This window comes from Lentzea sp. NPDC051213, from assembly GCF_044455585.1.
Lineage (GTDB): Bacteria > Actinomycetota > Actinomycetes > Mycobacteriales > Pseudonocardiaceae > Lentzea.
In genome coordinates this window covers 660,669-674,591 of record NZ_JBITEX010000006.1, presented here as the reverse complement: position 1 = coordinate 674,591, position 13,923 = coordinate 660,669, and the positions used below count along the sequence as shown (strand labels likewise).

The 13,923-nt window shown below is 69.1% G+C and carries 9 protein-coding genes; 4 read left to right on the top strand and 5 right to left on the bottom strand.

The genetic code is table 11. The annotated features are described in order from the left end of the window. Positions 1–174: 174 nt before the first annotated feature. On the top strand, positions 175–3,753 hold the full coding sequence (locus ACIA8G_RS28395; RefSeq protein ID WP_396421724.1) for a hypothetical protein: 3,579 nt from the start codon (positions 175–177) through the stop codon (positions 3,751–3,753). A 39-nt stretch (positions 3,754–3,792) separates the two neighbouring features. Here the strand turns inward: ACIA8G_RS28395 and ACIA8G_RS28390 are convergent, their stop codons facing one another. The 4 genes from ACIA8G_RS28390 to ACIA8G_RS28375 all read right to left on the bottom strand — a co-directional run bounded on the left by ACIA8G_RS28390 (position 3,793) and on the right by ACIA8G_RS28375 (position 9,547). Continuing rightward, positions 3,793–6,393, bottom strand: coding sequence for a glycoside hydrolase family 3 protein (locus tag ACIA8G_RS28390; RefSeq protein WP_396421723.1), 2,601 nt, complete (start codon positions 6,391–6,393; stop codon positions 3,793–3,795). A gap of 95 nt (positions 6,394–6,488) precedes the next feature. Further along, complete coding sequence (locus tag ACIA8G_RS28385; RefSeq protein WP_396421722.1) at positions 6,489–7,136, bottom strand: hypothetical protein; 648 nt, start codon at positions 7,134–7,136, stop codon at positions 6,489–6,491. Positions 7,137–7,168: 32 nt separating this feature from the next. Next, complete coding sequence (locus ACIA8G_RS28380) at positions 7,169–7,825, bottom strand: YdcF family protein (RefSeq protein WP_396421721.1); 657 nt, start codon at positions 7,823–7,825, stop codon at positions 7,169–7,171. A gap of 75 nt (positions 7,826–7,900) precedes the next feature. Then, positions 7,901–9,547, bottom strand: coding sequence for a glutamate--tRNA ligase (locus ACIA8G_RS28375; protein WP_396421720.1), 1,647 nt, complete (start codon positions 9,545–9,547; stop codon positions 7,901–7,903). A gap of 100 nt (positions 9,548–9,647) precedes the next feature. Between ACIA8G_RS28375 and ACIA8G_RS28370 the strand changes: the two genes are divergently transcribed. Both ACIA8G_RS28370 and ACIA8G_RS28365 read left to right on the top strand, forming a co-directional pair. Beyond that, positions 9,648–10,268, top strand: coding sequence for an L-threonylcarbamoyladenylate synthase (locus ACIA8G_RS28370; RefSeq protein WP_396421719.1), 621 nt, complete (start codon positions 9,648–9,650; stop codon positions 10,266–10,268). Continuing rightward, positions 10,265–10,810 (top strand): DUF4240 domain-containing protein, encoded by a 546-nt coding sequence (locus ACIA8G_RS28365; RefSeq protein WP_396421718.1) that lies wholly within the window; start codon positions 10,265–10,267, stop codon positions 10,808–10,810. Before ACIA8G_RS28370 ends, ACIA8G_RS28365 begins: the two co-directional genes overlap by 4 nt. Before the next feature lie 15 nt (positions 10,811–10,825). Here the strand turns inward: ACIA8G_RS28365 and ACIA8G_RS28360 are convergent, their stop codons facing one another. Continuing rightward, positions 10,826–12,634, bottom strand: a complete 1,809-nt coding sequence (locus tag ACIA8G_RS28360) for a S8 family serine peptidase (protein ID WP_396421717.1) — start codon at positions 12,632–12,634, stop codon at positions 10,826–10,828. A 257-nt stretch (positions 12,635–12,891) separates the two neighbouring features. Between ACIA8G_RS28360 and ACIA8G_RS28355 the strand changes: the two genes are divergently transcribed. Next, entirely contained in the window at positions 12,892–13,920 is a 1,029-nt protein-coding gene (locus tag ACIA8G_RS28355; RefSeq protein ID WP_396421716.1) for a hypothetical protein, read from the top strand. Positions 13,921–13,923: the final 3 nt, after the last annotated feature.

Below are 13,923 nucleotides of genomic sequence, written 5' to 3'. Positions count from 1 at the left end.
CGGCGACGATCGGTCAGGCCGCTAGGTCTTCGGGTCCGGCGGCGGGTTGTCGGGTTTGCGGGTCTCGACGAGCAGGTCGCGAATGTCACCGTTCATGTGCTCTTCATAGAGCGAACGCGTTGTTCGGTTCCGCCGACTGGACGCCGAACAAACAACAAGAGAACAATCCGCCGGGTGCCGAGACCCGAGCGCCCGCTGGATTCCGACGATGACGAGCTGCTCAGGTTCGCCGCGGACTTGAGATTGTTGCGTGAGAAAGCAGGTAAGCCGACCTACCGCGAGCTGAGCAAGGCCGCGCACTATTCGGTGACGGTGCTCTCCGAGGCAGCGAACGGCAAGAAGCTGCCCAGCCTGGCCGTGACCATCGCGTACGTGCACGCGTGCGGCGGTGACGTCGAACAATGGCGGCGAAGATGGCACGAGGCGGCCGAGCTCGCGAGACCGGCCGATCCGGAGCGCGAACCGCCGTACCTCGGGCTCGGCGCGTTCCAGGCGGAGGACGCCGAACGGTTCTTCGGCCGGGAAAAGCTCGTCGGACAACTGCTGGAGAAAGCGAGCGATCGTCCTTTTGTGGGCGTTTTCGGCGCTTCCGGCTCCGGCAAGTCGTCGCTGCTGCGGGCCGGACTCGTGGCCGCCCAGCCCGCGGACGTCTTCTCCCCCGGCGCGCACCCGATGGCCGCGTGGAGCGAGGTGACCGCCGAGCTGGTGGTGATCGACCAGTTCGAGGAGGTCTTCACCCTCTGCCGCGACGAGGACGAGCGGGTCGCGTTCATCGACGCGATCACGTCGGTGGTCGGCAAGAAGGTCGTCATCGGCGTCCGCTCCGACTTCTACGGCCACTGCGGCCGCTACCCCGCGCTGGTCGACGCATTGCACGACGCGCAGGTCCTGGTCGGCGCGATGAGCCCGCAGGAGCTGCGGCGGGCGATCACCGAACCGGCGTTGCGCGCCGGCTACACCGTCGAGGGCGCGCTGGTGTCGGTGCTGGAGGCCGAGCACGCGCCGTTGCCGCTGGTCTCGCACGCGCTGCTGGAGACGTGGCGTCGTCGTCGCGGCACCCGTCTGACCGTGGCGGGCTACGAGGAAACGGGCGGCGTCCGGCACGCACTGGCCCAGAGCGCCGAGGCCGCCTACCTGGCGCTGGACTCCGGTCAACAGGCCATCGCGCGCAAGATCTTCCTGCGGCTGACCGCGCTCGGCGAGGGCACCGAGGACACGAAACGCCGGGTCAGCCGCGACTCTCTCGACAACGATGACGACACGTTGTTCGTGCTCGACCACCTCGCGCGCGCACGCCTGATCACGCTCGACGACACCGGTGTCGACCTCACGCACGAAGCGGTGATCCGGTCGTGGCCGCGGCTGTCCGGCTGGCTGACCGCGAACCGCGACGGCCTGCGCGTCCACCACCAGCTCACCGAGGCGTCGGCGACCTGGGAGTCGCTGAACCGCGACTCAGGTGCGCTCTATCGGGGCGTGCGGCTCGCACTGGCCCGTGAGTGGGCAACGGGCGACGACGACTCGATGTCCACGCGCGAACGCCGGTTCCTCAACGCGAGCGTGGAAGCCGAGGAGGCCGAGCAGGAGGGCGTGCGGCGCCGCACGCGGCGGCTGCGCCAGCTGGTCGCGATGCTGACCGTGCTGCTGGTGCTCGCGGTGACGGCGGTCGGCTACGCGATCAGCGCCGAACGCGAAGCCACGAACCAGCGAAACCTCGCCATCGCGCACAAGGCCGTGAGCGACGCGAAGGCGTTGCAGAGCCAGGACTCGACCCTCGCCCTGCAGCTCGGGCTCGCCGCGCGCGATCTCGTCGACGACGGCGAGACCCGCGACAACGTGCTCAGCGCCCAGTCCGCGCCCTACTTCACGCGGGTGGCGGCCCACGACAAGGACGTGTCCGCGATCGCCGTCGCCGGCCAGATGGCGGCGACGGTGAGCTGGGACGGCAAAGCGAAGCTCTGGGACATCTCCGACACCACGAACACGCGCGAGCTCGGCAGCGTCACCACCACCTCCGAGCTCAACGCCCTCGACCTGAGCAAGGACGGACGCAGGCTCGCGTTCAGCGCCGACAACAGCGTGCCGTTGTACGACGTGAGCGATCCGCGCTCGCCCCGCCGGGCCGGCGTGCTCCCCGGCGGCACGGGTTCGGTGGAGTTCAACTCCGACGGCACCCGCGTGGTCACCGCGCTCTCCGACGGCACCGCGCGGCTCTGGGACATCAGCGACCTCGACCACCCCCGGGAGATCGCCCAGCTGAGGGCCGACGTGCTGCACGTCAAACGCGCCACCATCAGTCCGGATGGCAAGCTCGTCGCCGTCGGCGCCGGCCGGGTCGTCACGCTGTGGGACGTGACCGGAACGCCGGTGAAGCGCGGCACGCTCACCGGGCACACCGACCTGATCGAGTCCATCGCGTTCTCCCCGGATTCCACCAGAATCGGCACCGGCGGCTGGGACCACGTGACCCGCCTGTGGGACGTCCGCGACCCGGCCGCACCGGTGTCGCTGGCCGTGCTGACCGACATCACCGCGATCGTGTGGGGGGTCGCGTTCTCCCCGGACGGCACGATGTTCGCCGCCACCGGCAACCTGACCACCCAGCTGTGGAACGTCACCGAGCCGCGCCCGCGCAAGCTCGCCACGATCCCCGGCGGCGTCTACGCGGCCGAGTTCACCCCGGACAGCGGCACGCTCGTGATCTCCGAGGGCGCCAAGGCGATGCGGCTGCAGCGACTGCGCGACCTGCCGCTCGCCGGGCACGAGAACAACGTGTCGATGGTGACGTTCCGGCGCGACGGCGAAGTCCTCGCGAGCAGCAGCTGGGACGGCACGGTGTGGCTGTGGCAGCTGACACCGGAGCGCACCCGCGAACCGTTGGCGCGGATCATTTCCGACACGGGCGCCATCCTGCGCTGGGTCGAGTTCAGCCCGGACGGCACGCTGCTCGTCACCGGCTCGGACGACGCCGCCGTCCGCCTGTACGACGTGCGCGACGTGCGGAAACCGGTGCTGCTGCGCCAGTTCGAGACCGGCGACGGCAACGTCGCCTCGGTCGCGTTCTCCCCGGACGGCCGCACCCTCGCGGTCGGTGCCAACCGGGTGGCGTCGCTGTGGAACGTCACGAACCCGGCGCAACCGGTGCGGCTGTCCCGCATGGACGGCTTCCCGAACACGGTGTGGTCGGTGGCGTTCACCCCGGACGGCAGGGGCCTGACGGCCAGCACGGGTCTGCGCAGCAGGATGTTCGACATCGGCGACCTCACGGCGCCGCGAGAGCTGCCGTTCCACCTGCCGGACGGCGGCGTGCCACGCGGCGCGATCAGCGCGGACGGACGCTACCTCGCCGTGGTCGTCGGCGACACGGAGATCGTGTTGCTGGACGGGACGGGGCAGCGGGAGATCGGCAGGCTGACCGGGTTCGAGCGCAACGCCTACACCGTCGCGTTCCACGGAGACCGGATGGCGACCTCGCACGCCGACCACCTGGTGCGGTACTGGGACATCAGCGACGCGGCGCATCCGAAGCTGATCACGACTTTCACCGGGCACGCGGTGGACGTGGGCACGGTGGCGCTGAGCCCCGACGGTTCCTACCTGGCGTCCGGCAGCAACGACACCACGATCCGGTTGTGGGACGTGGACGTCGCGCGGACGATCGCGCGGATGTGCGCCCGCCGGCTCCCGCCGATGACGCGGAAGGACTGGCAGGAGCACTTCCCGGACGTGCCCTACCGGCAGATCTGCCGGTAGGGCACGTCGTCGGGCTACTTCGTCTGGCTATTTTTCTGGCTATGTGCAGGGAACGACGTCCGGATCAGCGCCCGCCTTGGGCACCCACCGCACGTTCGCGAACGACGCCTGGAACGCGCCGTCCGTGTAGACCAGGAACGGCGTGTTGACGTTCTCCAGGTCCAGTCCCTTGTCGGAGAAGCACGACACCGGCACCTTGACGGTCGCCTTCTGTCCAACGGGGAGGTTGCGGAACACCTGCGTCGCGTCGATCTCGGCCATGCACGGGTACACGCAGTGCGCGCTGATGACCGTGCGGTTGGCCGGAGCCGCGTGCACGATCACGTCGAACACGATGGCCGCGTTGGCGTTGCCGTAGCCGCGCAGGTCGCTGCCGGTCGGGCTCTGCAGGTAGACCTGCCCGGGCCCGGTGCCGGTCCACGTCGTCTTCAGCGCGTCCTGCTGCACGTTGACGTCGGACTGCACGACGTTGATCTCGGCGTGCGAGGCCTGGCCGTCGGGGCCGATCTCGGTGCCGCCCCAGTTCTCCGCCGAGCCGATCAGGCTCTTGTACGGCGCGACGTCGGTGCGGTTGAAGATCTCCAGGTCCTCAGTGGCCGTACCACCGCCACCGCCGGAGCACAGCGCGCCGGGGCTCGTCTCGTCGAGCTTGCCGACGTTGCCGGTCTGCCAGTCGCGCAGGCCGTAACCGAGCTTGAACAGCGGGGTCTTGGCCGGTTCGCCGGGCAGTGCCGGGCACGCGGCACCGGGCCACGTGTAGGACAGCTTGCCGCTGAACCCGTTGTGGCGTCCCTTGATCAGCAGGTCGGCGATGCCGCCGCCCTCGGTGCCGGGCAGCCACGCGGCGACGAACGCGTCGGAGCGGTTGATCTCCTTGTTCATGTACAGCGCGCGGCCACCGACGTAGACGGTGATGACCGGCTTGCCCTTGCCGGACACCTTGTCCAGCACGGCGAGGTCCTGCGGCTGCAGGCGAGCGGACTCGAACGACCGCTTGCCGAGGTCGCCCACGCCCTCCGCGTACGGCGTCTCACCGATGACGGCGATGACGGCGTCGAACTGCGCCGGGTCCACGTTGTCCGCGGTCTCGGCGAACGTGACGTTGGCGGCGCCCAGGGTGTCCTGGATGCCCTTGAGGATGCTGGTGGCGTTGGGGAAGTCGGCGTTGGTGTTGCCGGTGCCCTGCCACGACAGCGTCCAGCCACCGGTCTGGTTGCCGATGTTGTCCGCGCTCTTGCCGACCACGAGCACCTTGCTGCGCTTGGACAACGGCAGCACGCGCTTGTCGTTCTTCAGCAGCACGGCGGACTCCCGCACGGCCTCGCGAGCGAGTTCCTTGTGCAGCAGCGCCTTCTGCTCGCCCGCGTGGTCACGCAGCGACGGCTTCGGCGCGTCGAACGTGCCGGCCCGCAGCTTGACGCGCAGGATGCGGGTCACGGCGTCGTCGATGCGCGCGAGCGGGATCTCGCCGGACTGGACCTGCGCCATCGTGTTGGTGATGAACGCCTTCCAGTCGTGCGGCACCATGATGATGTCCATGCCGGCGTTGATCGCCTGCGGGCAGCTGGCGTTGGTGCAGCCGGTGACCTGCCCGATGCCGTTCCAGTCGGAGACGAGCAGGCCGTCGAAGCCCATCTTCTCCTTGAGGATGCCGGTCTGCACGTACTTGCTGCCGTGCACCTTGCCTTCCTTGATGACGTCGTTCGTCCAGCTGTTGAACGAGATCATCACCGTCTGCGCGCCGGCGGCCAGAGCACCGTAGTAGCCCTGCCCGTGGACGTTGATCATGTCCTTCTCGGAGGCGGCGTTGATGCCCTGGTCCTTGCCACCGGTCGTGCCGCCGTCACCGATGAAGTGCTTGGCGGTGGCGATCACGCCGTCCTCGCCGATGCGCTTCTTCGCGTTGTCCTGCAAGCCCTTGATGGCCTCGAAGCCGTACGCGCGGGTGATCCGCGGGTCCTCCGAGAACCCCTCGTACGTGCGTCCCCACCGGTCGTCCTGGACGACGGCGAGCGTGGGCGAGAACGCCCAGTCCTGGCCCGTGGCCCGGATCTGCTCGGCCGTGGCCTCGTTGATGTCGCGGATGAGGCACGGGTCGTGCGCGGCGCCAAGCCCGATGTTGTGCGGGAAGACGGTCGCACCGAAAACGTTGTTGTTGCCGTGCACAGCGTCGATGCCCCAGATGACGGGAATCTTGGTGCGCGACTGCTTGGACGCCTCGAAGTAGGCGTCCGCGAGCGCGAGCCAGTCCTGCGGCGTGGCCTTCTTGTTGGCGCCGGGCCAGCTACCGCCACCGTTGAGGACGGAGCCGAACCCGTAGGTCTTGACGTCGTCGGCCGTGATCGCGGCGATCTCGGGCTGCGTCATCTGGCCGATCTTCTCGGCCAGCGTCATGTCCTTGAGGATGGCCTTGATCCTGGCCTCGTCCTTGCGATCACCCTTGAGCTGGCTCTCGACCTTGGGCCAGTCCTTGAGGGTGGACAGGGACTTCTCGATGCGGGCGCACCCGTTCTCCGTGCGGGGCTGCCCGATTACCGGCTGTGTCGGACCGTGCTGCGCCTCGGGCGCTGCAGCGGCCGCTGTCGCGCTGGCGGCGAGCGTCAGCCCCAGCACTGCGGCGAGAGTGCTTCTCCAATGCATGCCGCAGATCCTCAACGGCGTGTTACGTCCACGTCAATGGGAACGCTCTCACGACTTTGTTCCGGAACTCCTGGGAGGAAGCTCCCATACCGGGCTCAGGCGTCTTTCGGCCTTCTTTCAGCCTTCGCCCGGCCCTGCCGACGGTGCTCCGGTCGGGCGGTCTCAAGTGGAGTGGGTGCCCTCGACCAGTCCTGCCGGGAAGGCGTCCAGGGGACCCGTTCGGCCGCGGCGGGGTCGGTGAACGCCAGCACCGACTCGTCGAGCCGGTGGAACTCCAGCTCGTCCTCCCACGTCTCGTACAGTTCGCCCGCCATGAGCAGCAGCGGCCGCCCGCCGATGACGAGGAGCACCTCGGCCAGCTGACCCTCGTCCGCGTAGGCGGTCACCTCCTCGACCTCCCCGACCGGCAGCTCCCGCAACGCCCTCCAGCGGGTGACCCCGCCGTCCTCGGCCCACCGGCTCGAGTCGTGAAGTTTGGCGTCGAACTCCTCCGACCGGTTCCGCCACAGCCCGCTGACGGCTTCGTCGTCGTACGTGCAGATGCTGAACAACCCGCCGTCGTCGAACACCGCCTGCAACCCCCACAGCTGCAGGCAGGGCACCGCCGGGTCGTGGAACTGCGGGCCGCTGCCCGGCACGTCCTCGCGCAGCGCCCACTCGACGCCGACCCAGGACTCGACGCGCCTGCCTCGCAGGTCCGCGAAGTCCCCCGCCCAGCCGGCCCTCCAGCTCTCCTCTGTCACACCGGCAGTATGTGCGCGGGCTCAGCGGAACGTCACCGAATTACGCGGCTGTCGAACCCGGCCTCGAGCAGGCGGCGGTACGCGTCCATCACGTCCGCCGGCACCCGCTGCTCGACCGCGAACCCCTGCCTGGGGTACTCGATGACCCGCTGCAGGTCGCCGACGAGCATGTCCACCACGAGCTTCTCGTCACCGATCGACCGGACGTAGTCGTCGAACTTGAGCGGTTCGGAAGCGCACACCACCTCGGCCTCCGGCCACACCTTGCGGCACGTCGCGAAGGAACGCCGCTCCATGTAGGGCTTCGAGATCAGCAGCACCGAGCGTGGCCGATGACCGTGCGCGGCGAGCAGCGAGCGGGAGAGAGTCACGTTCTGACCGGTGTTCCCCGCCTCTGACTCCACCAGGATCGCGCCGTCCGGCACACCCAGCGCCACGGCGTGCTCCCGGTAATGCACCGCTTCGCCACGCGGAAACCGAGCCGCCGTGGTCGGGCTGTTGCCGCCGCTGAACACGAGCAACGGGAACAGGCCGGCGTGGTACAGCTCGGCAGCGAAGGTCGCCACCCCCAGGTCGTGGCTGCCGAGTCCGATGGCGACGTCGACCGGCCGCAGTTCGTGGCCCATCTGGTGGTAGTCCCAGATGGCCTCGGCATCGCGCCGCTGCTCGTCGGTGATGGACTCGGTCACGGGTGGCGCGCTCCTCTTGGAGGAATACGGAACGGCCCCCGCTCCACCAGGAACCGGGGGCCGCCACAACAACCATCAGCCAGCGAGCGCACGCACCCGCCGCAGCACCTCATCAGCACCAAGCGTCCGAGCCACAGCATGCAGATCCGGGCTGGCCTTCGACCCGGTCAACGCCACCCGGATCAACTGCGCGGCCTCACGGATGGAGCCGGGATAAGCGTCCGGGTTCTTCTTGAGCTCCTTGGGGTTAGGCGCGAACCCGTGCTTCGAGGCGAGCGCGCGGATCTGCCCGAACCACTCCTGGCCGTCCTCGAGGTCGGCGTACCCGTCCGCGAAGTCGGCGGCGAAAGCCGATATGAGCTCCGGCGCCAGACCGCCGAGGCGCTCGTCCGAGCGGTCGGACACGAGCGGGAACAGCGACGGGAAGAAGAAGCCGTAGGCCGTGCGGAAGTCGGACCACTTGCGGAGGTCCTTGCGCGGGTTCGCGACCTCCGGGCCGCGCTCGACCTTCAGGGCCGCCAGTGCCGCGTCGCGCTCCGAGGCCAGGACCGTGACCAGTTCGGGGTCGTACTCCGCCGCCCACACCGACACGCGCTCGATGATCTCCTCGCCGGACAGCGTCGCCACGTAGTCGGCGCAGATGTCGTCGAGCTTCACCAGGTCGACCAGCGGGCCGGCGACACCGCACTCGGCCAGCGACAGCGGCGACGCGAGCGCCTCGGCCAGCGGCAGCTCGGCCAGGCGGGCGTTCACCAGGCCGCGCAGGTAGTACTGGACGGCCTCGGGCGGGAAGCCCGCCTCGATGAAGAACTCGACGGACGCCTCGGGGTCCTTGCGCTTCGAGAGCTTGCGGCGGGAGCCGCCCTGCTGCTTCATGAGCGGCGCGATGTGAGCGTACTCGACGCGCTCGAAGCCCAGGGCGTCGAACAGCTGCAGGTGGGTGGGCACCGAGGAGATCCACTCCTCGCCGCGGATCACCAGGTTCACGCGCATCAGGTGGTCGTCGACCGCGTGCGCGAAGTGGTAGGTGGGCAGGCGCGGCGACTGGTCGGACGCCTTGAGGATCACCACGTCGTTGCGGTTGGCCTCGTGCTCCAGCGAGCCGCGGATCGCGTCGACGAACGACGTGCGCTCCCCCGCCTTGCCCGGCGAGCGGAAGCGGACGACGTACGGACGACCTGCCTCCAACGCCTCAGCAACGTCCTCAGCCGTCTTGTCGCGCCAGATCGCCCACCGGCCGTAGTAGCCGGTGGGGAGCTTCGTGGCCTGCTGACGTGCGGTGATGTCCGCCAGCTCGTCCTTCGTCGCGAAGCACAGGTACGCCTGGCCGGAACGCAGCAGCTCACGCACGTACGTCAGGTAGACCTGCTCGCGCTGCGACTGGTGGTACGGGCCGTACGAGCCCACGGCGTCGGCCTCGTCGGGCTCGATGCCGAAGTACTTGAACGCCTTGTTGAACTGGTCGACGGCGCCCTCGACCTCGCGGGCCTGGTCGGTGTCCTCGACGCGCACGATGTAGGCGCCGCCCGAGTGGGAGGCGAGGTCGCGGTCGATCATGCCGACGTACAGGCCGCCGATGTGCAGGAAGCCGGTCGGCGACGGGCCCAGACGCGTGACCTTCGCGCCCTCACCCAGCTCACGGGGCGGGTACTGCTGCTCCCAGTGGGACGGCTCGGGCAGGTCCGAGGGGAACAGGGCGTCGACGACGGCACGGTCGAGCATCGCTGGAGGTCTCCAAACCGGGGAAAGAAGTACGCCCAGGTTATCAACGCGTGCCAGCCGAAATGCTGGCCCCTCGATGATCGGCCTAAGCTCACCGGCCATGGCCAAGTACTTGGACGTCCACCCGGTCAACCCGCAGAAGCGCGCCATCGACCAGGCCGTGCGGATCCTGCAGGAGGACGGCCTGATCGCGTACCCCACCGACTCCTGCTACGCGCTCGGCTGCCGGCTGGGCAACAAGGACGGGATCGACCGGATCCGCGAGATCCGCAGGCTCGACGACAAGCACCACTTCACGCTGATGTGCGAGAACTTCGCCCAGCTCGGCCAGTTCGTGGTCGTCGACAACGCCGTGTTCCGCGCGATCAAGGCCTCCACGCCGGGCAACTACACGTTCATCCTGCCCGCCACGAAGGAGGTGCCGCGCCGGATGATGCACCCGAAGAAGAAGACGGTGGGCGCGCGCATCCCTGACCACGTCGTGACGCAGGCGCTGCTCGAGGCCATGGGCGAGCCGCTGCTCACGTCCACGCTGCTCCTGCCCAACGAGGCGGAGCCGCTGGTGCAGGGCTGGGAGATCAAGGAACGCCTCGACCACGTGGTGGACGCGGTGATCGACTCCGGGGAGTGCGGCACCACGCCGACCACGGTGGTGGACTTCTCGAGCGGCGAGGCCGAGATCATCCGCTACGGCGCGGGTGACCCCGAGCGCTTCGAATGAGCGTGGACGTCGACGAGTTCTGGCAGCTGGTCAACGAGGCGATCAAGCTCGCCGGCAACCCCGACCACTCCATCACCGCCCCGGACCTGATCGCCCGGCGCGCGATCGAGCTGCTGGCGACCCGGCAGCCAGAGGACATCGCCGCCGCCCAAGGGGTTCTGGACGAGCTGATGGCGCGGGCCGCCCAGCCCGGCCTGCACGCGGCCGCCTGCCTGATGAACGGCGACGGCTCGGACGAGGCCTTCACCGGCTTCCGCGGGTGGTTGATCCTGCAGGGACACCGCACGTTCGAGAACGCACTGTCCGACCCGGACTCCCTGGCCTACCGCGCGGACGTCCGCGAGAACGCCGTCTTCGGCGGCGGCCTCCGCAGCGACAGGGCGCTCACCATCCCGTTCGAGGCGTACCGGAAGGCGACCGGGACCGAGCTGCCCGGCGGCCCGCGGCGCCACCCCGCGCCGGTGCCGGGCCGGGACTACGACGACGACGCGATGTGGGAGCGGTTTCCGGCTCTCGCCGAGGTGAACCTCGGCGAGAGCTGAACCCGAACAGGAAACCTACGACACGACCAGCGCGTAGTCGGCGTCGGTCGCGGCCGTCTCGGTGTGACCGTCCACGTTGACCGACGTGGCGACCACCTCGACGACCCAGGTGCCCGCCGCCGGGGCCTGGATCAGCACGTTCTCCACGGTGTCGACGGTGTTCGCGACACCGCCGGGCGTGGACCAGTTGCCCGCGAGCAGACCGTTGTTGCCCCAGTAGACAGTCCCGTTGGGAGCCGTCACCTTCAGCGTCAGGTCGTTCACGGTCGCCTTGGCCGCGGTCGGCGAACCGGCCGGGTCGGTGTACGCCAGCGTCGCCCGCAGCGGCGTCTGACCGTTGGACGACACGGTGTACCGGCGCGTCTGACCGGTGGTGACCAGGTCGGTCTCGTTCACCAGCACCGGCAGCTTCCAGCCACCGGCCTTCGCGCGGTCGTACAGGTTGCGCACGGACGCCGTGCCCCAGCCCTGGTGCGTGCGGGTCTGGTCGTGCGTGGTGCCGGAGAACGCGTGCTGGTCAGCGGTGTTGACCAGCAGCGCCTTCGCGGTCGCCGCGTGCGGGCGGGACGCGAACACGTCGCGGCCCTTGCCGGGACCGCCGTCGAACACGCCGTCGGCCCACATCTGGAACATCAGACCGGCGTTGCCGCAGGTGATCGGCGTGGCGCCGGACGTGCCGCCGAACGACGGCGTGTACGCGGTGTCGTTGGTGGACGTCGTGGTGTCGATGCGGTCGTAGAAGTTGGAGATCTCCGGCTTGATGCGGCCGTCGGCGGCCGGGCCGATCGACGCCCCGCCGTTCCACTTGTCGTCGGTGCGTGAGGCGGTGTTGAAGTGGTAGTGGCCGCCGACCGACAGCACGTTCTTCGCCCACGCCTGCGGACGCGAGCTGCGGGTGCCCGCGTTGCTCTGCGACTGGCAGATCAGCAGGTCGTGGTCGAACACGATCCGGTCCATCTGCTGCGAGATCGACGTGTACGCGGTGGTGAGCGCGTCGCCCCAGCTGTTGCTCTGGAACACCGCCCGGTACTGGCCCGCCGGGTCGACGAGCTGCTTGGTGTGCGCGTACCGGTCACCCGAGTTGTAGATGGCGAAGATGCCCTGCGCCTCGGGCAGCAGGCCGCGGTGCGCGGACGAGACGCCGGACGCGAAGATCTGCCCGTACGTCGAGGTGCCGTGCGAGGTGCTCGTCGAGTTGCCGGTGTGCATCACCGGCGGACGGGCGCGGAACTCCTGGTGCGTGGTGCGCAGGCCGCCGTCCATCACCTCGCCTCTCACACCCTTGCCGCGGTAGCCGCCCGCGGTCTCGATGTAGTTGGCACCGGACGACTCGCGCGAGATCGCCATGTCCGTCTCGGGCGCGGACGTCGGGTCGACGGCGAGCACGGCCGGCAGCTTCGCGAGCTGCGCGACCTGGCCGGCGTCGAGCGTGGCCAGGATGTGCTCGCGGCTCTCGGACAGCACGTTCACCTTGCCGCCCAAGGACTTCACCTTGGCGGCGACCTTCTGCTGATCACGCGTGTCCTGCTCGACCAGCGTGATCAGGTAGTCGGACGAGCCGCCGAGTGCCGCGATCTGCGGCCTGGCCTCGAACGGTCGCACCTCGCGGACATAGCTCAGCCGCGAGACGCGTGAGGTGCTCGTCATGCGGGCGACGTAGGTGCCGTCCTGGACGAACGCACCGAGCCGCACGCCGAGCCCGTCGAGTTGATGGCGCTGGGCGTCGGACAGGGTGGTGCGGAACTGGAGCAGGTAGGCGCCCTCGACTGGTGCAGCGACGGCAGGAACGCCGCTGATCAGCGCGAACGCGGATATGGTTGACAATATTGTGCGCAGCACGAATACAACCTCCACATCGGCAGGGAAGGCGATGCCTGGAGGGAGTCACCGCCCGTGACCAGCACGTTACCTCGAAACACCTGGTCAGAACATCAGTCGATCGGCGGTGATCATCTTGACGCCCGGTGTAGAACAATCCCTTTGGCCGCCGATATTCACATTCACCCGGATGGTGCATCCGGAGTAACGTCGGACCAGGTAAGCCCGACATGCCCGGCAAAGCATTTCCGCGCGGAGGACGGATGCCTGTCTCACCTGAGCAGCTGATGGAAGAACTGCGGACGTTGTGCCGCGGGCGCGGGGTGCAGACTCCCGGAATCGACCTGCACGTCGGCCCGGCGCTGCGCCAGGTGTGCGGCATCGTGGAGACGGACGGCGCGGAAGCGGTGCGCACGAAACTGCGGGAGTGGGTGGCGAACGCGGTGCGCGGTTTCCCCGCGGAAGCCCGCAACGCCGTTCTGGCGCCGCTCGGGCTGCACGATGAAGCGCAGTTCCGGTTCCTCAACGAACGCATCGAGTGGCTCGCGAAGCAACAGGACCGCGGCGCGCGCACGGTGCGCAGGCGAATGGAGGCCGGGCTGCAGCGGCTCGTGGAGGTCGCGCTGCAGCCGGCGTCCTCGTCGACGGCGCTGGAGGCGCCGTCGGAACACTGGCACGTCAAGGAGTTCGACGCGCTGCTGAAGCTGGACGGCCCGACGCCCGCGTGCACGGAACGCCGGACCGTCGTGGCCGACACAGACGGGGTCAACGAGATCGCGTGGTCCATCACGATCCCCGCGCCGACGCCGGACGGGGCGCCGGGCGACCTCGACATCGAGGTGTTGCACGGGGTGGAGCTCATCGGCCACGAACGGCCGTCCCCGCGGCGCTTTCTCATGAAGCTGCGGTTGCCCCGACCCCTCAACGCAGGGCAAACACACCAGTTCGCGCTGGAAGTGAAGGTGCCGCGGGGGCAATCCATGCGCCCGACCTACGTGTTCTGGCCGGAGCGGTTGTGCGAGTCGTTCCGTCTTCGGGTCCGGTTCGACCGGGAAGACCTGCCCGAATCGGTGTGGCGCGTCCAGGAGGCCCTGGCGCGCGACACCGACGATCTGACGCCGTGGCCGGACAGGCTGCCGCTCGACGAGATCGGCGAGATCGACGTGTCGTTCTCGCACCCCCGCCAGGGACGTGGTTACGGCGTGCAGTGGGCGCCACGAGCCGGCTTCTCGCCGAGCCCGATCAGCGGCACAGGCAGCAGATCAAGCGATGAAATGCGGTTCCACGGCTGACAC